Genomic DNA, 19,307 nt, shown 5'->3' with positions numbered 1-19,307 from the left:
CATCATGTCCGATGTTTCTTTTCACGAACTGGCTAAACTGGACGACGCAGCGCGCGCCGAACTTCTCAAGCGCTCGGAAACCGATCTGTCCGGCTTTATTGAAAAGGTGAAGCCGATCATCGAAGCCGTTCGCACAGAAGGCGATGCGGCGCTTGTCCGCTTTGCGCGCGATCTCGACAAGGCTGAAGTCGATCCGGCGAACATCAAGGCGACGGAAGCCGAGTTCGATGCCGCTTTCGACAAGGTGGAAAAGGACGTGATCGAGGCGATCCAGTTCGGTATCGACAATATCCGCCATTTCCATGAGGAGCAGAAGCCAGAGGCCATGTGGCTGAAGGAAATGCGTCCCGGTGCCTTTGCAGGCGACCGCTTCACCCCGATCCGCTCCGTCGCGCTCTATATTCCGCGCGGCAAGGGGGCGTTTCCGTCCGTCACCATGATGACCGCCGTTCCGGCTGTGGTTGCTGGCGTGCCTGATCTTGCCATCGTCACCCCGCCGACGCCGGATGGTTCCGTCGATGCTGCCACGCTCGTTGCAGCACGCCTTGCCGGTGTGGAAACCGTCTACAAGGTTGGCGGTGCGCAGGCCGTTGCTGCCGTCGCCTATGGCACGGAAACGGTGAAACCGGCGCTCAAGATCGTTGGCCCCGGCAGCCCATGGGTGGTCGCAGCCAAGCGCCTGCTCGGCGGCGTCATCGATCCCGGCCTGCCTGCGGGACCTTCCGAAGCTGTCATTTTCGCCGACGACACAGTGAAAGGTGGCCTTGCGGCGCTCGATCTGCTGATCGAGGCGGAACATGGCCCGGATTCGTCGGCATGGCTCGTCACGCATAGCCGCCGCGTCGCGGAAGAAGCGCTGGCTGCATTGCCGGACCATTGGGCGCGCATGACCGAACAGCGTGTCGGCTTCTCCAAAACCGTACTTACCGGCAAATATGGTGGCATCGTCCTGACGTCTTCCGTGGAAGAGAGCTACAAGTTCATCAACGACTATGCGCCGGAACATCTGGAGCTTCTTTCGACCGATCCGTTCGCGCATCTCGGCCACATCACCGAAGCTGCCGAAATCCTGATGGGGCCGCATACGCCGGTCGTCGTCGGCAATTTCGGCCTCGGCCCCAATGCCGTGCTGCCGACCAGCCGCTGGGCGCGCACCTATGGTCCGCTTTCGGTAACGGATTTCGTCAAGCGTTCGTCCATCGGCTATGTGACGGCTTCCGCCTATCCGGAATTTGCAAAACATGCCCGCACACTGGCGCGTTACGAAGGGTTCTCCTCACACGAGAACGCCGTGTCAGAAATCCGCAAGGATTACCTCTAGAAAGAGCCGGGGAGGCTGACGATGAAGGCTGTCCGGCTTTATGCGGCGAAGGATTTGCGGGTCGAGACAATCGACCCGCCGTCGCGGCCTAAGCCGGGCTGGGTCCGGCTGAAAGTGTCGGCTGCCGGTATCTGCGGCTCCGATCTGCATAATTTCATGACCGGGCAGTGGATCAGCCGGTCACCTTCGGTCGCAGGCCATGAATTTGCAGGTGTCGTGACTGAAACCGGTGCTGGCGTGACCGGCTTCAAACCCGGCGATACGGTGATCGCGGACTCCCGCTACTGGTGCGGCGAATGCCAGTCCTGCAAAAGCGGCAGGCACAATGTCTGCGAAACGCTGGGGTTCATCGGTGAAGTCTGCGATGGCGGTTTTGCCGAGGAGACAGCACTTCCTGCACGGCTCCTCGTTCACTACGATCCGGCCATCAACCCGGTGGTCGCCGCCATGGGCGAACCGCTTTCGGTGGCGTTGCACGCCATCCGCAAGCAGCGCGTACCGTCGGGCGAAGCGGTCCTCGTTGTGGGTTGCGGGCCGATCGGCGGGCTTGCAGCACTTCTTCTCTCCCGCCTGCATGACGGTCCTGTACTGGTCTGCGACCGCAACGAGCAGCGCGCCAGTCTTGTTTCAACTGTCACCGGCGCAACCAGGGTTCCGCTCGACAAGGCGGCAATTGAAGCCGCACTCGATGGCCAGCCCATCCGCTATGCCATTGATGCCACCGGCAATATCGGCGTCCTCAAGGCAATTCTCGACGTGCTTTCCGGCGGCGGTTCGCTGGCACTTGTCGGCATATCCCACGGCAGGATCGAGCTTGATCCGAATAGTCTGGTCGAGCGGGAGATCAGCCTGATCGGCTGCCATGCCTATCAGGACGAACTGCGTGAAATTGCAAAAATCCTGCCCGATCTTGAGGCGTCGCTGTTGCAGCTTGTCGACCGGGAAATTTCGCTCGATGAGGTTCCGGACGCCTATGCCCGGCTGATTGCCGGTGAAGCGGACGGCTTGAAAACGATCATACGGACAGGGATGTGACTCATGGGTGCTGGCGACAAATCGGAATCCCATCATGCCGCCGACATGGAACTGCCCGAAACCGCCGGGCCGCTCTATGAGAAGGTCAAGGCGCAGGTGCTGGACAACATCCGCTCCGGTCGCTGGCCCGGCAATCATCGCCTGCCTTCGGAACATGAACTGGTGGATGCACTCGGCATTTCCCGAATGACCGTCAACCGGGCCCTGCGCGAACTGACCGATCAGGGCATATTGAAGCGTATTCAGGGCGTCGGCACTTTCGTCGCGCCCCCGAAGCCGGAAACGACGCTGATCGAAGTCGTCAACATCGCCAATGAAATCAAGGCGCGTGGCGGGCAGCACCGCGCCGAAGTCGTCACCCTCGACATTATCGAACCGACGCCCGAACTGCTCAATGCGTTCGAACTGCATAAGAGTATCCCCATCGCCCATTCGCTGATTGTGCACCTCGAAAACGAGGTGCCGGTGCAGCTTGAGGAGCGGTTCGTCAATACGAGCCTCGTGCAGCATTACGAATTGCAGGACTTCCGGGCTATCACGACTTACGATTATCTTCAGAAAAGCACTCCGATGACCGAGGTTGAGCAGGTCATTTCGGCGATAACACCAGACGCGGAAATTGCGCGTCTGCTGCGTCTCGATGATGGTATTGCCTGCCTGCTTCTGGACCGCCGGACATGGACGGGTGAAACGGTTGCGACCGTCAACAAGCTGATCTATGCCGGCAATCGTTACCGTCTTGGCAGCCGTTACAAGCCTGAAATCTATAGATAATCCAAACCACTCCGTAACGATCACATTTATCTGACCCAGTGCTTTTCACTGGTTGTGTTGACATTTGCCGATTCTCGTAACATTTATAGTTACATGAAAAGAGACAGCAAATTATCGGGCGTTCTGCACGTCCTTCTCCACATGGCGGAACATAAAGGGCCTGTCACATCGGAGGTTCTCGCCAAGGCCATGACCACCAATCCAGTCGTCGTCAGACGTGTCATGGGCGGCCTGCGTGAGCAGGGCTATGTTCGCTCGGAAAAGGGACATGGCGGCGGGTGGGAGATCGCCTGCGACCTCAACAAGGTTACCTTGCGCGACATTTACGAGGCCATCGGGGAACCAGTGCTTCTGGCCATGGGAAACCGCACCGAAATGCCGGGCTGTCTGGTGGAGCAGGCAGTCAATGCCTCGCTCAGCAAGGCATTCACCGACGCCGAAAACCTTCTTCTGGAGCGTTTTGGCGAGGTCACGCTCGCCATGCTGAGCGCGGATTTTCATCAGCGCGCGCTGGAGCGCGGCGTAACATTCGATCTGGAGAGCAGTCATGCATCATGATGCAATCATTATCGGCGGCAGCTTCGCTGGCTTGTCTGCCGCAACCTATCTGGCGCGCGGCAGACGATCTGTCCGCGTGATCGACGCTGGAAAACCGCGCAACCGTTTCGCCGAATATTCGCATGGTTTCTTTGCGCAGGACGGCAGCAACCCGCTGTCCATGCTGGAAACGGCAAAAGCGCAGGTCGAAGCCTATCCGACTGTCAGGTTCACACAAGGGAAGGCCGTTTCCGGTAGTGGCGAAATCGACAACTTCGCGATCGAACTTGATAGCGGCGAAATCGTTGAAGGGCGCAGACTAATCCTTGCTTTCGGCATATCGGATGAACTGCCGGATATTCCCGGCCTCGCGGAGCGATGGGGCAATTCCGTCATTCATTGTCCTTATTGCCACGGCTATGAATTCAGCGACCGTCAGCTTGGCGTTCTCAATATGTCGCCGATGTCGGTGCATCAGGCTATGCTGATCTCCGAATGGGGATCGACAACCTTCTTCATTGATAAGGGACTGGAGCCGGATGCGGAGGCATTCGCAGAACTGGAACGGCGCGGCGTGAAGATAGAACACAGCCCGGTCCGTGCGTTGCACGGCGAGGGGATCGACATTTCAGAGATCGAGCTTGAAGACGGGCGACTGGTCCCACTCAATGCGCTTTACATCGGGCCACGCAATTGGCTGAACAGCCAGATTGCCGACACGTTCGGCTGCGCAATGGACGAACTGCCACTCGGCAGAACGATACAGACAGACGGGTTGAAGACGACAACGGTTCCCGGAATTTTTGCAGCAGGCGATATTACTCGTGGCGCCCACAGCGTCGCCTGGTCGGTCGCTGATGGCGTGACGGCAGGAACTGCAGCGCATCGATCTCTCGTGTTTTAGCCTCCCAATTTGTTGCAATCCGGCTACATTGGCACACCTGTCTGCGGCCGTCATATATCAGCCCCTTGCTTACACGCTCCAGTCCTGCAAATTCAGCGTTCGTGGCCCTTTCCGCAGTAGGGATTCTAGGGCCGGATCGAGGAATTCATGGTCACCGGGTCAGTTAACTCAAGACCGCTCGCAGGCATCGCGCTTGCTTGCGGCGGTTACGCCTGTTTCGCCCTTCAGGACGCGATGGTAAAATGGCTCGTCGCGACCTATCAGGTGCCGCAGATATTGTTCATGCGCAGTCTGGTGATCGTAGCCATTACCGGCGTACTGATACGCTATCGCCGCCATCCGTCCATTTTCCGAAGTCCTTATCGCAACACCATCGTCCTTCGTGCCGCACTTATGCTTGGCGCGTGGTTGCTGTTCTACAATGCGGCCCGCCATCTCGAGCTGGCAGAACTGACCACGCTTTATTTCTCCGCACCGATCATGGTCATGTTCCTGTCGATCCTCGTGCTCAAGGAGAAAATCGGACCGGGGAGGTGGATCGCCTGCGCCGTCGGGTTTGTCGGTGTAACGGTTGCTGCTAATCCCACCCATTCGCCCAATCTCATTCCCGCCGCCATGTGCATCGTGGCAGGTTTCTGCTGGGCGTGGAGCACGATCCTGGTCCGGCTCGTCAGCCGCAGCGAAACTACGATGACGCAGATGTATGCCACCGGCCTGCTTTTCGGTCTGGCCTGCGCGCTGTCCTTTCCGTGGACATGGCAGGACCCCGATCTCTCCGGCTGGCTTCTGATGATCAGTCTGGGACTTGTATCGACGCTCGGCCAGTTCCTTCTCTATGAAGGATTTCGCCATGCACCCGCCTCGGCGCTGGCGCCAGTGGAATATAGCGGGCTCATCTGGGCCTTTATCTACGGTTATCTCATCTGGGCGGAGGTTCCGGCAGCAAATGTGTTTGCCGGTGCATTCCTCATCGTGCTGGCAAGCCTGCTGCTCATCGCCTGGGAGCAGCGACAGGCAAACCTGCGCAAACGCCGCGCCCCCTGTTGAGAGCCCACTCCAAAACTCGCCCTGTGTGGCTGCAAATGGCAACTTGTCTCCGTTCCGGTACTATGTACCCAAAAGTACATTGTGCTCCGGTACTCGAAAATCACCATTCTCGCACACACATGCCGCTTTTGGATTCAGCCTCTAAGGCGCGGCCGCGTCACTCTTGAAGCGATGTCAAACCGCTTCTGCGGTCTGCCCGAGCGGTAGCGGGAACAGTCTGTCATATGCAATGTTGAACACAAACGCATAGACCAGATAGAAAACGACAATCGCTATATCCATCACAAGGGCGGCAATCAGCGAAATTCCCAGATACCAGGCGATGAACGGGATCAGCAGCACGATCAACCCGGCTTCAAAAAGGATTGCATGAAGAACACGGACGGCCATGCTCTTGTTGACGCTACCCGTGAAACGCAGCATCGCTTTGTCAAAGCCCAGATTGAACAGAAAATTCCACACGGTTGCGGTGGTTGCCGAAACAACCCCGATCACGCCCATCTCTGCTGCAGGCTTGTCCAGAATGAAGGCGGAACCGGGTATGAAGATCGCCAGACCGATGATTTCGAACATCGTTGCGTGGCGGACACGGTCCATAAAACTGCGCATTTCCTTTAATCCCTGTTGTTAATGCGCGTGCTTCTATCTTATTCTGGCGATAAGAAAAGTTAGATACTATCTGGATTTGCGATAAATGAGTATCGAACTCGAACAGCTAGAAGCCTTTGTGGCCTCAGCGGATCACGGCTCGTTCTCCGCTGCTGCGCGATATTTGCGTAAGGCGCAGTCCGCCGTCAGTGTGCTGGTTTCCTCGCTGGAAGACGATCTTGACGTCAAGCTGTTCAGCCGTGCATCCCGCAATCCTGTGCTCACGGAGGCGGGTGCGAGGCTGTTGCCGGAAGCGCGGTTGCTGCTTGCCCGGCGTGAACATCTGATTTCCGTCGCCAGAAATTTCGGCGATCATGTTGAAAGCCGTCTCGTGGTCGCAATCGACGAGCTTTATCCCGAACCGGCTATCGCGACGCTGTTCGCAGCCTTCGCGCAGGAATACCCGCATGTCGAACTGGAGCTGACTTTTCCGCCGTCAACGGCAATAAGCGGGCTTGTGCTGGAAGGAAAGGCGGACCTCGGCGTGATGTGGCGCGCCGAGCAGATGCCGGATGAACTTGGCTTCCACACCATCGGATGGGTGCCTCTGGTTCTCGTCTGCGGGCGAGAGCATCCACTGGCTCATACGGCGGTCAGCTGGGAAGATTTGAGGTCGTTTCGCCAGATCATAGCCCGAAAGCACAGCGATACGGCTGAAAGCCGTCGTCTGCGGGTGGGTGCCGAAGTCTGGTGGGTGGAGAGCCACTGGGTTATCCTTCAGATCCTCACGCGGGGGATCGGCTGGGCATTCATTCCCGAGCATATCTTGCAGGATTCACCGCTGGCGCCAGAACTTGTCATTCCGAAACTGCAGTTCGATGAAGGTGCGCATCCGGTCGCGCTTGAGCTGATCTGGAACAAGCGGCGACGGCAGGGGCCAGCCGCCCAATGGCTGCAGGAGCGCTTTGCCAAAAGCCGCTTTTGAACTTCCGGCGACGAAGGTGCAAAGGGCAGGGAATACCCCTGCCCAACGCGGATTATGCCTTTGCGGCTTCCACGAAACGTGGATCGAAAGTTTGCGCAAATGAGATATCCGCACTTGCCAGTTCCGGATCGAGCGCCTTGAGCATTTCGAACAGGCTCTTGAAGCCGTCTTCCGCAATCAGGCCCTTCTCGGAGTACATGGCGCGGGACTTCTCGAAGCCGGTCTTGTAAAGCTCGCGGTCGCCCAGCAGATACTCTTCCGGCACAGCATCAGCCACGTCATCGGCAGAAGCCTTGTGAATCCAGTTCAGCGACTTGACGAAAGCGTTGACGACCCGCTGCGTCGTTACCGGATTTGCATCGATGAAGCTCTGCTGCACATAAACGGTCGCGGCCGGATTGGTGCCACCGAAAAGCTGGCGCGTGCCTTCTTCGGTGCGCGTATCCAGAAGCAAGGTGATGTCGCCATCCACTTCCAGTCGCGTGATGACCGGGTCAAGATGGACGAGGGCTGCAATTTCGCCCTTCTTGACGGCTGCGACCGCGCTTGCGCCACCGCCGACACCGATGATTGAAGCGGCATCTGCTGCCAGACCGTTCTTGATGAGCGCATATTGCAGCAGCAGCGAGGTTGAAGAGCCCGGCGCCGTGACACCGACATTCTGGCCCTTGAGATCAGCAATCGTCTTGATTTCGCCTGCGAGGTCCTTGCGCACGCCGATGCAGATGCCCGGAAAGCGGCCAAGCTCGCAGACGGCCTTGATGTCCTGTCCCTTGTTCTGCATGCGAATGGTGTGTTCGTATGCGCCGGTTACCACATCGACCGAACCGCCGATCAGCGCCTGCAGGGACTTTGCGCCGCCACCAAAATCATTGATGGTCGCCTTGATGCCTTCTTCCTCAAAGAAACCCTTGCGCTCGGCAATGGTGAGGGGAAGGTAATAGAAGAGCGGCTTGCCACCAACACCGAACATCAGCTCCGGCTTTTCCGGCGTCGCAGATGCATCCTGCGCATAGGCAGGCAGGCGCGAGGCAATACCCGCAAGCCCGAAGGCTGCGGCGCCCAGCAGTATATCTCTACGTGTTGTTCTCATGGTTTCCTCCTTGAATCCTCTTAACCGTTGTGTCCGGCAGCTTTCGGGCGCCAGACAAGCAGGCGTTCCTCAACGATCGTTACACACCAGTCGATAATCAGCACGAACCCGGTCAGCACCAGCATGCCGGCAAAGACACCGGTGACGTCGAACACGCCTTCCGCCTGATGGATCAGGTAGCCAAGCCCTGCCGACGAGCCGAGATATTCGCCGACAACCGCGCCGACGACGGCAAAGCCGACAGCCGTATGCAGGCTTGAAAACATCCAAGACAGTGCGGAGGGCAGGTAGACGTTGCGCAGAAGCTGGCGTTCGTTCATGCCGAGCATACGCGCATTGGCGAGCACGGTCTGGTTCACTTCCTTCACGCCCTGATAGACGTTGAAGAATACGATGAAGAAGACCAGCGATACGCCGAGCGCCACCTTCGACCAGATGCCGAGACCGAGCCACAGCGCAAAGATCGGCGCAAGCACGACGCGCGGCAACGAATTGGCTGCCTTCACATAAGGGTCGAAGATCGCCGCGAGCAGGGGCTTGCGTGCAAACCAGAACCCGATCAGCACGCCGCCAATTGCGCCAATGGCAAAGGCCAGCATGGCTTCAAGCAACGTGATGCCGAGGTGATACCAGATCGTTCCATCAGCGAACCATTTATAGATGCGCAGCGCCACATCGCCCGGCGTCGCAAAAAAGAACTTCGCCTTGGCCGGATTGCCTAGCAGATGGGTGGCGGTGAAGAGGTGCCAGACCAGAATAACGGCGACAGCCACGCTGAGCTGCGCCAGAAACAGCATAGGCTTTTTCATTTCTTTTCCCCGCTCGTCTGCTGATAGCCCTTGAGAACCTCTTCCTTGAGCGCGCTCCATATTTCGCGATGAATTTCGTGAAACTTGTCGTCGAGACGAATTTCGGAAATCTCGCGCGGGCGGGCGAGGGGGATTTTATATTCGGCCATGATGCGGGCCCGCGGCCCGGCGGACATGATGACGACGCGATCCGCCAGCGCGATAGCCTCTTCCAGATCGTGGGTCACGAACATGACCGCCTTCTTGTCCTGCGACCACAGGTCCAGCAGAAGGTCGCCCATGATAACCCGCGTCTGCGCGTCGAGGGGGCCGAAGGGTTCATCCATCAGCAGATATTTCGGATTGCGGATCAGCACCTGCGCAAGGCCGACGCGCTTGCGCTGTCCACCCGACAGCATATGCGGATAGCGGTCGCCGAAACTTGCAAGACCGACGCGGCCGAGCCACTCACGGGCCTGTTCGCGCGCCTGAGCCTTCGAGGTGCCTGCAATTTCCAGCCCGATGGAGACATTGTCCAAGACAGTCTTCCAGGGCATGAGGGCATCCTGCTGGAAAAGATAACCTGCCTTGCGATTGAGACCCTGCAGCCGCTGGCCGCTGATTTCGACCGTACCGCTGGCTGGTACGAGAAGCCCGGCAACGGCATTGAGCAATGTGGATTTTCCGCAGCCGGTCGGACCGACAATCGCCACGAACTCGTTTTCAGCAACTTCAAGATTGCTTTCGGCGACAGCATCGAAGCGGCCGCCATCGGCCAGCTTGAACGAAATCTGCACATCCTTGAGCGCGATTGCGGTCTTGCGTGTTGCTTCCGGCTGAATACGGCTTGGTTCGGCGCTCATCGCTCGTCACATCCGGTGAACTGACGATGTGCTTTGCCATAACGGCTCATATTTCCGCTCCTTTTCGGGTAGCGCCTCATGAATGGGGGAACAGACAAGACGCGGAATCTTGCCATCTAAAATGAGACGCAAAAATTTGCGATAGAGTCCCTTCGTATAACGTCCCGGTAAGAACATGCAACGAAAAGCGGACAACGCATTTCATTCTGTCGACAATAATATGTCTATACGAAATATTATTGCGATCAGCCGCGCCAGGTCAAGAAACGCTTCTCGATCTGCCCAATGATGAAATTGACGATCAGTCCCATCACCGACAGGATTGTGACTCCGGCAAACAGCTTTTCAAGATCGTAGAGCGATCCGGCTTCAAGGATATAGGAACCGACGCCGAACTGGGCGCCGAGCATTTCGGCTGCAACCAGCAGAATGATGGCGATGGAGATCGACACTCGCAGCCCGGACAGGATCGCAGGAAATGCGCCGGGCAGGATGATCTTGCGCACGATCGACCACCATCCGAGACCGAAGCTCTGGCCCATGCGCACAAGCGAACGATCCACATTATCGACCGCGCCGTAAGTGGCGACGACGGTGGGCGTAAAGGTGCCGAAGGCAATGAGCATATATTTCGACATTTCATCGATGCCAAACCAGATCACGAAGAGTGGCAGGAGTGCGATCTTTGGGATCGGGAAGAGAGCGGCAACGAGCGGCACCAGACCGGCGCGAACATAGCTGAACAAGCCGATCATTACCCCGAGACTCACACCGACCGCGATACCGAGACTGGCGCCGACAACAAGCCGCCGCAGCGATGGCAGCAGATGCTGCCACAGAAGGCCGGTCTGCCAGAGCTGGACGAAGGTTTCCAGCACGGCGGATGGGCGCGGCAATGTCAGATTGGATATGAAGCCGCTGCGGGTTCCGATTTCCGCCAGCGCCAACAGCGCTATAAACAGGATCAGGGCCATGTGGCGCACCGGCTGAGGTGCGAAACCGCCACCTCGGAAAGGAACCGGGCGAACATCCTGACTGGATTGCTTCATTTCTGCGATCTCAACCATTGATCAACTCCTGATCTGCTGCCTGCGCTTCCGCCCGCATCAGCTCCCAGAGCTGCTTCTGCTTTTCTTCCAGAACGGGGTCGCCAAGATGACGCTCGGAAAGGGGAATATCGATGTCGACAATCTCCCTGATCCGTCCCGGCCGTCGCGACAGCACCACCACCCGATGGCCGAGCCGCACCGCCTCGTTGAGATTGTGCGTGACATAGACCGAGGTGAATGGCTGGCGCGTCCACAGCGCAATCAGGTCATCCATCAGCAGTTCCCGTGTCTGGCTATCGAGCGCCGACAAGGGCTCATCCATCAGCATAACGGCAGGACGTACCGACAAGGCGCGTGCAATCGCCACGCGCTGGCGCATGCCACCCGAAAGCTGCTTCGGCAATGCCTGTCGGAAATCCGACAGCCGGGTGCGCTCCAGAACATTGGTTACGATCCTGTCCATTTCCGCCCGGCCAAGACCATGATCCTCAAGCACCAGCTTGATATTTCCTTCCACGCTGCGCCATGGTAGCAGCGCGAAGTGCTGGAAAACATAGGTGAGGGGATTGAGTGAATCCTTCGGCGGCGAACCTATCTGCAGCACTTCGCCCGAGGATGGCCGCTCAAGACCGCCCAGAAAACGCAGGAGCGTGGACTTTCCGCAGCCCGAAGGGCCGATCAGGCAGACGATCTGCCCTTGCGGGATGGTAAGCGATATATCTTTGAGAACTTCGACCGGACCATAAGAATGGCTGATGTTTTTCAGTTGCAGATCCATTTCAACTCCAGTCAGAAAGTCCGCCCTTCGACGTTAGAGCGCGTTTCGATATGATTGGATCAAATCCGCGCTCTATCTCGTTGTTTTGACGCGCATCCCGGTTTGGAATACCTGTCGTCGGGCTTTGCGCCCGACAAAACCTGCCGGCCCGGAATGTTCAGTTTCAACCAGCCTTAGCCAGTTTCAAATTGTCTTGACATAGGATGTGTCGAACAGCTTTTCCTGTGTGACGGCTTCCTTGACCATGCCTTCGGAGCGGAACCAGTCGAGCTGCTCCACGCAGCTGTTGAGCGACAAGGCCAGCCCCTTGTTGATGCGCATAGCACCATCGATCAGGTTCTGTTTTGCCGTCTCGAACGGGCTGTCGCTTTCGACATATTTGTGCACGATCTTTGCAATGTCGTCGCGCGCTGCATCGTCTGCAGTGTTGTCGACAAAGGCCGCATTATAATCGTCGATTGCCTTGGAATAGGCTTTGACGAAGGCTTCGGTCATGGCGCGCTCGTCGGACGCATTCCTGGTAGACGTGAATGCTGTCGTGACCTGATAATCCGGCGCATAATCGGAGACGAGACCGATCTGCTTTGCAGCGCCCTCACGGATGAGCTTCTTGGCGATATTGGGCTGGATGGCCCAGGAATCGATCTGCCCGGTCGACAGGGCACCGACAACAGCGCCGAGCTTCTGCAATGGGCGCAGCTGGATTTCAGAAAGAGGAATATTGTTGGCCTTGGCAATCTTGTGCGCCATGAAATGGAATGACGATCCTGCCGTGGTGATGCCAAAACTGTGTCCCGCCAGCTTGGACGGTTCCGTCAGCCCGCCTTCATAGGCCTTGTTGGAGGCCAGAATGACATTGCCGGTAATGCCTTTTTCTTCTGCAAGCGCACCGCCGATGACCTTGATCGCACCCTTGTCGGCCAAACTGATCAGACCGCCGCTCATTGCCGTCACACCGAAATCGGCATCGCCGGATGCGATGGCAACAGCCATGGGCTGGGCGGCTTCGAAGAACTTCAACTCGATATCGAGACCAGCATCTTTGAAATAGCCACGCTCGTGCGCGATATAGCTCGGCGCATGGCTCGCCAGATGGAGAACGGCCAGATTTCGCGTCGCGGCGCGGGCAGGGGAGCCGAAAGCCGTGCTGATGCCCAACGCACCAAGTCCCATCAATGTCTGACGGCGTGTCAGGGTGAAATCCATTCCGGTTCTCCTCCGATGCGGGTGTCAGCCTGGCGCAACAGATTTCCTGCTAGGCCCGGCAAACAAAATTTCATTACGTCTCTGCCACGGAAAAATATGGAAGATTGCTTTCGCATAAAGCCACATAGCGGGATTTTCAATAAGATTAACGGTCTCGTACTTGTTCTGCCGCCAATGCACCGGCATCGATTCTCCGCAGAAACGGGTCTAACCCAGCCAGTATTGGACCTGAAGCCATCTCAGGCAGAAGATGCCCGCCAGCCAGTCCTTCGCCGTCAACATCGATGGCCCAGTCTGCCCATATATCGAGCGGTTCGCGCCCGCCGCCATAGCGTCGGCCTTGTTCCCAGAAAACCAGAACCGGCGCATGAATGCGCCGTCCTGCCGCCCGATCCGCAAGATCGTCAGCTTCGTCCACACCTGCGCCTGCGCGGTAATCCTCGCATATCCAGTGCCGGACTTCCGCACTGTCAAAGGCTTCCCGATAATCCGCAAGTGCAAGCGGATGCAGCTTGTTGAGACCATGCGCCATCTTCTGCAAGGTTGTATCGATCATGAAACGAGGATTGCCGGAAAGAAGCATTTCAGGCAGCGGTTCGGGCTGTGCCAGCATGAACCAGTGCCACGCCCCCATGCCGAAAGCCTTGCTGGCGCCTTCCCACATTTCCGGAGTCGGTACGACCGTCACGGATACCAGTCCAACCACCTTGTCCGGGTGATCCAGTGCCATGCGATAGGCGACACGCCCACCGCGATCATGCCCGATCACAACAAACCGCTCATGCCCGAGCGCCTGCATCAACGCGACCAGACTAGCGGCCATCCGGCGTTTTGATCCGGCACCAACCGGATTGGACGTGATGCGGCTTCGTCCATAGCCCGGCAGATCAGGCACGACGACTGTGCGGGAGCGGGCGAGTTCAGGGGCAATGCGATGCCATGCAGCCATGGTTTCCGGATAACCGTGCAGCAACAGAACCGGCAGGCCTTTACCACCAGTCATGACCGCAAAACGAACATCATTCGTTTCCACTTCCCGCATCTCAAAGCCGGGAAAGAGCTGCTCGATTGCTGGTTTCATACCCCACCGTTTTGATCTCGTCGGAAACCGATTCAGTTGAAAGTGCTATGCTAGAGCATTTCCTGTTTTGATTGAAACATTGGAATCAGGCCACCGCGCAACCCGTCCGCGCGATGGCCATACAACCAGCCTCTATTTCATTTGCTTTGAAGAGACAGCCAGCGGGTTGCGTGTATGTTCATCAGATTGTCGCTGTAGCCTTCAACCTTGTCTGCCACGAGCGCTTGTGATGAAGGATAGAGCAGTGGGATGACCGGAACCTCTTTCAGCAGAATGCGCTCAGCCTGAGCAAGGGTTTCAGCCCGCGCTCCGGTGTCGGTCATCGTTTCCGATTTTGTAATCAGCGCGTCATAATCCTTGTTCGACCAATCGGAATTATTGAAATAATTGTCGGTCGTGAACATGCTCAGGAAGGAATAGGCGTCGTTGTAATCGCCGATCCATGCCTGATAGGCAAAATCATACATGCCTTTTTCATGCAGATAATTGAAATAAGTCGCGCCCTCCACTTCGTCCTGCGAAGCATTGATACCAATATTCTTGAGCATGTCTGCGATAGCAATCATCGTGTTCTGGTTGTTGACCGAAGTGGCATAGCGCAACTTGACCGACAGGCTTCCCGGTGCGACACCGGCCTCCTTCAGCAATTCCCTGGCTTTGTCCTCACGATCCAGAATATCGAGATTCATGTAATCCAGCCGGGGCGCGTCCACGACATAGTTTTCAGTACCGGGAGGCACCATCGAATAACCCGGCATCATCATGCCACGCCGGATTTCATTGGCCAGAAACTTGCGATCAATCGCCATCGATATGGCTTCACGCACACGAGGATCGCGCAGCTTACTATCCGGTTCGCCTCTGACACTGACATAAAAGGTGCCGAAATAGGGGGCGACACGCAGATTATGCCCCAGATTCGACTTGATGTAGTCCATCTGCTCGGCGGGGACCGTACCGCAAATGTCGATCTCCCCGGCCTCAAACCGGCGCATGCACGACGCCGGTTGCTCGAATGGAATCCAGTTCACCACGTCGATCTTTACATTGGATGCATCCCAGTAGTTCGGGTTTTTCTTCATGACGATCTGCGCATTTGGTGTGAAGCTGGCCAATGTATAAGCACCGTTCGACACCATGTTTCCCGCCAGAGTGAACTTGTCGCCATATTTCTCGACGGCTTTCCTGTTTAGCGGCAAGGTCGTCTGATGGGTCAGCAGTGAGAGGAAATAAGGGGTAGGGGACGTAAGCGTGATTTTCAGCGTGCGGTCGTCAAGCGCCTCGACGCCCAGCTGATCCAGTGGGAGCTTGCCGGTATTGATTTCTCTGGCGTTCTTGATCGCATAGAGAACATTGGCATAACCCGCACCAGTCTTCGGGTCGATGATACGGTGCAGCGAATATTCGAAATCACCTGCGGTAACCGGATCGCCGTTCGACCATTTTGCACCCGCGCGCAAATGGAACGTATAGGTCAGTCCGTCGGGAGAAATATCCCACGACTGCGCCACACCCGGTATCAGCTCGCCCTTTGCATCTTCGGTAACAAGCCCCTCATAGAGATCACGCAACAAAGCGCTTTCATTGACCGTCGTTGTACGGTGCTGATCCAGTGTTGATGGATCGCTGCCGCTATCACGGTTCAACACGGTTCCAGCTGACGCGACGGTAACCAACAAAAAACAGCAAGCGCCTGCAAGAAAGAAACTGCGATGCATAAAACCCTCCCATTGATGGCGCGACCCCGATCCGGAGTCGCCAGACGCATCGACTGTATATTTCTTGTTTTAATCTTACTATTTTAAGTAATAACTCCCTAATTATTGTGATAATTACTTTAATAGCACACATATAAGCACGCACTATAATTCGCTTATTAGAATTTGCGATTATAGAAAACATTTTTATGTTTTACCTTGACGACGTTTTAGGCCGGGAAAGTATTTCCGGTCATATTTTTATATTTGTGAGGGGACATGAAGTTTACTTTATCGCTGGCAGGCTGCATTGCGACGGCATGCAGTGCATCTGCAGCCTATGGTGCTGACGCAGTCATCGCGCCGGAACCGGAATCGACACAATACGTCCGGGTTTGTGACGCATACGGCGCGGGATATTTTTATATTCCCGGAACTGAAACATGCCTGCGGATACATGGCTATGTCCGCTATCTTATGCAGGGCGGGGACGATGTTTATGGCCGCGGCTTCACTGACAAGGACGGCACACCTCATCTCCAGCGCAACAGCAAGCGCGATAGCTGGGACAATTCTGCCCGTTTCACATTGCGTGCCAGCACGGCATCCGAAACGGAGCTCGGCACACTAAAAACCTATGCGGAAACCCGTTTTCAGTGGGGCAATGGCAAGGATTCCGGCTCCACCGGCTCGTTGCGCGTTGCATATATCGATCTGGCGGGACTGCGTGTCGGCCTCGATTTTTCGACGTTCATATCCTTCGTGGGGTATCTCGGCGACGTCTTTAACGATGATGTGATCCTTGCAGGCGGCTATCGTACAGGCTTGATCAGCTATACCTACTCCGGCAGCAACGGCATTTCGGCGATCCTGTCGCTGGAACAGGGCAACAATCTCGATACAGATAAGCAATATGGCTTTGATGGCACTATCAGTGACTATACCCCGCACATCGTTGGTGGTCTGAAATATGCCCAAGACTGGGGCGCGGTCATTACAGTTGCTGCATACGATGCCCGGAACGAAAAATGGGCGGGCAAGCTGCGTGGCAATCTCAACATCAATGACAAGCTGTCCGTATGGGCCATGGGTGGCTTTAAGTCCAACAAAGACAGCTATATGGACGTCAAAGGCGACAACGGACAAGTTGCAGGCCAGGTTCGCGCGATCAATAGTTTCTACGGCCAATGGGGCGGCGACTGGGCTGCCTGGGGTGGCGGTGCTTACAAAATATCCGACAAGGCCATCATCAATGCCCAGCTTTCCTACGATGCCACAGACACGTTCTACACGACGGCAAACGTCGCTTACGAACTGGTTCCTGGCTTCACGGTCACGCCCGAAATCTCTTACGTGCGCTGGCGTGACAAAAAGTCTGTCCTTAACGGGTCAGACGCGTGGCAAGGCCTGATCGCGCTCCAGCTGACATTCTGAGACAAACAGAAAGAGGCGCCTGAAAAGGCGCTTCTTTTCATGAGTGATCAAGTTTCCCTTGGTCTCAACATAAATCAGATAATATGTATTATGGAACCAACCCATATCCATCTGTCTTGAAACACAGCAACAACCGCTTGCAGCGCTGTCGACATCTGAGCCCTGAATATTCGCGGCACCAAGCACTAGAGAAATGGCACTGAAAACGAGCATGTAACTTCCAGCGAATCGGACCGTTTTTCCACCTCGTTTCAGCTGACATTCAAACGTCGCAAACGGCGGAAATTACGGCGTTTTTCGGGCGCGCTCAGCGAGCCTTTCTACTTTGTAAATCCGGCGAAAACCCATAGTTCCGTACCAGAATTCGAGCACTTAATTCGCTCAAGAAAATGTGAATATGTTAATTAAGTCAAAGTGTTGATAAGTTCTCTTGCAAGTGGCGCGCTTATCCATAAGATGCGGGCCATTTCAAAAATTTCAAAGGAGGGGTTCTCAAATGTATCGTAAATTTCTACTGACGGGTGTGTGTCTTCTGGCTCTGGCTGGCGCAGCTTCGGCTGAAGTCGTTCTCAATCGCGGCAACGACACTGATCCGGCGACACTGGACCATCACCGCACCTCGACGGTGGCTGAAGGCAATGTCATGCGCGACTTGTATGACGGCCTGACTATTCAGAACGCAAACGGCGAAGCAGTTCCGGGCGTAGCCAAATCCTGGGATGTTTCCGAAGACGGTACGGTCTACACCTTCCATCTGCGCGATGACGCAAAATGGTCGAACGGCGATCCGGTCACGGCCGGTGATTTCCAGTTCACCTTCCGTCGCCTGATGGACCCGAAGACAGCCGCCGGGTACGCCAGCATGCTGTTCATCATCAAGAATGCCGAAGATATTGCCGGTGGCAAGAAGCCGACTGACCAGCTCGGCGTTGAAGCCGTCGATGACCATACGCTCAAGGTCACGTTGAACGCCCCTGCTCCGTATTTCCTTGAGCTTCTGACCCACCAGACCGGCTTCCCGATGAACCAGAAAAGCGTCGAGGAAAATGGCGACAAGTTCACCACGCCCGGCAAGATGGTGACGAACGGCGCCTATATGCTGGAAAGCTTCACACCGAACGACAAGATCGTGATGAAGAAGAATCCGTATTACTATGAAGCGGATCAGGTGAAGATCGATACGGTCAACTGGATACCGTTCGAGGATCGCGCAAGCTGCATGCGCCGTTTTGAGGCGAAGGAAGTGCAGATTTGCTCCGACGTTCCGGCCGAGCAGATGGACTATGTGAAGAAGAACCTTTCCAAGGAATTCCGCATGGCGCCTTATCTCGGCGTCTATTATCTGCCGGTAAAGGGCAAGACCGCCGACAGCAAGCTGAAGGACCCACGCGTCCGTCAGGCGATTTCCATGGCCATCGACCGTGATTTCATTGCCGATCAGGTCTGGCAGGGCACCATGCTTCCGGGCTATTCGATGGTTCCTCCGGGCATCGCCAATTATGTGAAGGATGCGCCGAAGCTCGACTATTCCGACGACATGCTGGAACGCGAAGACAAGGCCAAGGAACTGTTGAAGGAAGCTGGCGTCGAACCGAACACGCTTTCGATCGAACTGCTTTATAACACTTCGGAAAACAACAAGAATACCATGGCCGCCATCGCCGATCAGCTCGGCAATATCGGCGTCAAGGCTTCACTGAACGAGACCGAAGGTGCGACCTACTTCAACTTCATGCGCGACGATGGCCCGTTCGATATCGCGCGTGCAGGCTGGATCGGTGACTATAACGATCCGCAGAACTTCCTTTTCATCAGCCAGAGCAATGTGAGCTTCAACTATTCCAAGGTGAAGAACGCCGACTACGATGCGCTGATGGCAAAGGCGGAAAAAATTCTCGATCTCAACGAGCGCGCCAAGACGCTGGCTGAAGCTGAAAAGCTGAAGCTCGATGAGATGAGCAATATCCCGATCCTCTATTATTCGTCGCGCGCCCTTGTTTCGGACAAGATCGACGGTTGGAACGACAACCTCATGGACAGCCACAAGACGCGCTGGCTCTCGTTTAAACAATAAATTTTCAGCTTGGGCTGCGCCTGTTGGCGCGGCCCTTTTCTCTTCCGGCAGTT

At 56.2% G+C, this 19,307-nt stretch carries 18 protein-coding genes; 9 read left to right on the top strand and 9 right to left on the bottom strand.

Annotated elements, in window-relative coordinates; translation table 11 throughout:
* Positions 1 to 4: 4 nt before the first annotated feature.
* From hisD to CES86_RS25955, 6 genes are all read left to right on the top strand, one after another.
* Positions 5 to 1,321: a histidinol dehydrogenase gene (gene hisD, locus CES86_RS25980; RefSeq protein ID WP_094515837.1), complete on the top strand. Its 1,317-nt coding sequence runs from the start codon at positions 5 to 7 to the stop codon at positions 1,319 to 1,321.
* A gap of 21 nt (positions 1,322 to 1,342) precedes the next feature.
* On the top strand, positions 1,343 to 2,356 hold the full coding sequence (locus CES86_RS25975; RefSeq protein WP_094515780.1) for a zinc-dependent alcohol dehydrogenase: 1,014 nt from the start codon (positions 1,343 to 1,345) through the stop codon (positions 2,354 to 2,356).
* Positions 2,357 to 2,359: 3 nt separating this feature from the next.
* A complete protein-coding gene (gene hutC / locus CES86_RS25970; protein WP_010658781.1) occupies positions 2,360 to 3,130 on the top strand; it encodes a histidine utilization repressor in 771 nt (256 codons plus the stop codon).
* A gap of 93 nt (positions 3,131 to 3,223) precedes the next feature.
* Positions 3,224 to 3,688, top strand: coding sequence for an Rrf2 family transcriptional regulator (locus CES86_RS25965; protein WP_094515779.1), 465 nt, complete (start codon positions 3,224 to 3,226; stop codon positions 3,686 to 3,688).
* Positions 3,678 to 4,571: an NAD(P)/FAD-dependent oxidoreductase gene (locus tag CES86_RS25960; protein ID WP_094515778.1), complete on the top strand. Its 894-nt coding sequence runs from the start codon at positions 3,678 to 3,680 to the stop codon at positions 4,569 to 4,571. Before CES86_RS25965 ends, CES86_RS25960 begins: the two co-directional genes overlap by 11 nt.
* 147 nt (positions 4,572 to 4,718) lie before the next feature.
* On the top strand, positions 4,719 to 5,618 hold the full coding sequence (locus CES86_RS25955; protein WP_094515777.1) for a DMT family transporter: 900 nt from the start codon (positions 4,719 to 4,721) through the stop codon (positions 5,616 to 5,618).
* Positions 5,619 to 5,792: 174 nt separating this feature from the next.
* Here the strand turns inward: CES86_RS25955 and CES86_RS25950 are convergent, their stop codons facing one another.
* Positions 5,793 to 6,227, bottom strand: coding sequence for a PACE efflux transporter (locus tag CES86_RS25950; protein ID WP_012092982.1), 435 nt, complete (start codon positions 6,225 to 6,227; stop codon positions 5,793 to 5,795).
* Between the two features lie 85 nt (positions 6,228 to 6,312).
* On the opposite strand from CES86_RS25950, the gene CES86_RS25945 reads away from it, so the two are divergent.
* Positions 6,313 to 7,191 (top strand): LysR family transcriptional regulator, encoded by an 879-nt coding sequence (locus CES86_RS25945; RefSeq protein WP_094515776.1) that lies wholly within the window; start codon positions 6,313 to 6,315, stop codon positions 7,189 to 7,191.
* A gap of 52 nt (positions 7,192 to 7,243) precedes the next feature.
* On the opposite strand, the gene CES86_RS25940 is transcribed toward CES86_RS25945, so the two are convergent.
* The 8 genes from CES86_RS25940 to CES86_RS25900 all read right to left on the bottom strand — a co-directional run bounded on the left by CES86_RS25940 (position 7,244) and on the right by CES86_RS25900 (position 15,767).
* Positions 7,244 to 8,284, bottom strand: a complete 1,041-nt coding sequence (locus CES86_RS25940; RefSeq protein WP_012092984.1) for an ABC transporter substrate-binding protein — start codon at positions 8,282 to 8,284, stop codon at positions 7,244 to 7,246.
* A 20-nt stretch (positions 8,285 to 8,304) separates the two neighbouring features.
* Positions 8,305 to 9,093 (bottom strand): ABC transporter permease, encoded by a 789-nt coding sequence (locus CES86_RS25935; protein WP_094515775.1) that lies wholly within the window; start codon positions 9,091 to 9,093, stop codon positions 8,305 to 8,307.
* Positions 9,090 to 9,935: an ABC transporter ATP-binding protein gene (locus CES86_RS25930; RefSeq protein ID WP_012092986.1), complete on the bottom strand. Its 846-nt coding sequence runs from the start codon at positions 9,933 to 9,935 to the stop codon at positions 9,090 to 9,092. Before CES86_RS25930 ends, CES86_RS25935 begins: the two co-directional genes overlap by 4 nt.
* Positions 9,936 to 10,180: 245 nt before the next feature.
* Positions 10,181 to 11,002 (bottom strand): ABC transporter permease, encoded by an 822-nt coding sequence (locus tag CES86_RS25920; RefSeq protein WP_012092987.1) that lies wholly within the window; start codon positions 11,000 to 11,002, stop codon positions 10,181 to 10,183.
* On the bottom strand, positions 10,995 to 11,762 hold the full coding sequence (locus CES86_RS25915; protein ID WP_010658791.1) for an ABC transporter ATP-binding protein: 768 nt from the start codon (positions 11,760 to 11,762) through the stop codon (positions 10,995 to 10,997). Before CES86_RS25915 ends, CES86_RS25920 begins: the two co-directional genes overlap by 8 nt.
* Before the next feature lie 183 nt (positions 11,763 to 11,945).
* A complete protein-coding gene (locus CES86_RS25910) occupies positions 11,946 to 12,968 on the bottom strand; it encodes an ABC transporter substrate-binding protein (RefSeq protein WP_094515774.1) in 1,023 nt (340 codons plus the stop codon).
* Between the two features lie 145 nt (positions 12,969 to 13,113).
* Positions 13,114 to 14,049 carry an alpha/beta fold hydrolase gene (locus CES86_RS25905; RefSeq protein WP_094515773.1) on the bottom strand — a complete coding sequence of 312 codons (936 nt, stop codon included), beginning with the start codon at positions 14,047 to 14,049 and terminating at the stop codon, positions 13,114 to 13,116.
* Between the two features lie 137 nt (positions 14,050 to 14,186).
* On the bottom strand, positions 14,187 to 15,767 hold the full coding sequence (locus CES86_RS25900) for a peptide ABC transporter substrate-binding protein (RefSeq protein ID WP_094515772.1): 1,581 nt from the start codon (positions 15,765 to 15,767) through the stop codon (positions 14,187 to 14,189).
* A 258-nt stretch (positions 15,768 to 16,025) separates the two neighbouring features.
* Between CES86_RS25900 and CES86_RS25895 the strand changes: the two genes are divergently transcribed.
* Positions 16,026 to 17,180 (top strand): porin, encoded by a 1,155-nt coding sequence (locus CES86_RS25895; protein WP_094515771.1) that lies wholly within the window; start codon positions 16,026 to 16,028, stop codon positions 17,178 to 17,180.
* Positions 17,181 to 17,676: 496 nt separating this feature from the next.
* Positions 17,677 to 19,254, top strand: a complete 1,578-nt coding sequence (locus tag CES86_RS25885; protein WP_010658796.1) for a peptide ABC transporter substrate-binding protein — start codon at positions 17,677 to 17,679, stop codon at positions 19,252 to 19,254.
* The last annotated feature ends 53 nt before the right edge of the window (positions 19,255 to 19,307 follow it).

This window comes from Brucella lupini (assembly GCF_002252535.1).
In the GTDB taxonomy this organism is placed as follows: Bacteria; Pseudomonadota; Alphaproteobacteria; order Rhizobiales; family Rhizobiaceae; genus Brucella; species Brucella anthropi.
Note: the sequence above shows the minus strand (reverse complement) of the source record. Positions and strands in the feature narration are given on the sequence as shown.

What these genes read in the sequence shown, in the direction of transcription:
- hisD (WP_094515837.1), top strand. Translation starts at nt 5, where the DNA reads ATGTCCGATGTTTCTTTTCACGAACTGGCTAAACTGGACGACGCAGCG.
- CES86_RS25975 (WP_094515780.1), top strand. Translation starts at nt 1,343, where the DNA reads ATGAAGGCTGTCCGGCTTTATGCGGCGAAGGATTTGCGGGTCGAGACA.
- hutC (WP_010658781.1), top strand. Translation starts at nt 2,360, where the DNA reads ATGGGTGCTGGCGACAAATCGGAATCCCATCATGCCGCCGACATGGAA.
- CES86_RS25965 (WP_094515779.1), top strand. Translation starts at nt 3,224, where the DNA reads ATGAAAAGAGACAGCAAATTATCGGGCGTTCTGCACGTCCTTCTCCAC.
- CES86_RS25960 (WP_094515778.1), top strand. Translation starts at nt 3,678, where the DNA reads ATGCATCATGATGCAATCATTATCGGCGGCAGCTTCGCTGGCTTGTCT.
- CES86_RS25955 (WP_094515777.1), top strand. Translation starts at nt 4,719, where the DNA reads ATGGTCACCGGGTCAGTTAACTCAAGACCGCTCGCAGGCATCGCGCTT.
- CES86_RS25950 (WP_012092982.1), bottom strand. Translation starts at nt 6,227, where the DNA reads ATGCGCAGTTTTATGGACCGTGTCCGCCACGCAACGATGTTCGAAATC.
- CES86_RS25945 (WP_094515776.1), top strand. Translation starts at nt 6,313, where the DNA reads ATGAGTATCGAACTCGAACAGCTAGAAGCCTTTGTGGCCTCAGCGGAT.
- CES86_RS25940 (WP_012092984.1), bottom strand. Translation starts at nt 8,284, where the DNA reads ATGAGAACAACACGTAGAGATATACTGCTGGGCGCCGCAGCCTTCGGG.
- CES86_RS25935 (WP_094515775.1), bottom strand. Translation starts at nt 9,093, where the DNA reads ATGAAAAAGCCTATGCTGTTTCTGGCGCAGCTCAGCGTGGCTGTCGCC.
- CES86_RS25930 (WP_012092986.1), bottom strand. Translation starts at nt 9,935, where the DNA reads ATGAGCGCCGAACCAAGCCGTATTCAGCCGGAAGCAACACGCAAGACC.
- CES86_RS25920 (WP_012092987.1), bottom strand. Translation starts at nt 11,002, where the DNA reads ATGGTTGAGATCGCAGAAATGAAGCAATCCAGTCAGGATGTTCGCCCG.
- CES86_RS25915 (WP_010658791.1), bottom strand. Translation starts at nt 11,762, where the DNA reads ATGGATCTGCAACTGAAAAACATCAGCCATTCTTATGGTCCGGTCGAA.
- CES86_RS25910 (WP_094515774.1), bottom strand. Translation starts at nt 12,968, where the DNA reads ATGGATTTCACCCTGACACGCCGTCAGACATTGATGGGACTTGGTGCG.
- CES86_RS25905 (WP_094515773.1), bottom strand. Translation starts at nt 14,049, where the DNA reads ATGAAACCAGCAATCGAGCAGCTCTTTCCCGGCTTTGAGATGCGGGAA.
- CES86_RS25900 (WP_094515772.1), bottom strand. Translation starts at nt 15,767, where the DNA reads ATGCATCGCAGTTTCTTTCTTGCAGGCGCTTGCTGTTTTTTGTTGGTT.
- CES86_RS25895 (WP_094515771.1), top strand. Translation starts at nt 16,026, where the DNA reads ATGAAGTTTACTTTATCGCTGGCAGGCTGCATTGCGACGGCATGCAGT.
- CES86_RS25885 (WP_010658796.1), top strand. Translation starts at nt 17,677, where the DNA reads ATGTATCGTAAATTTCTACTGACGGGTGTGTGTCTTCTGGCTCTGGCT.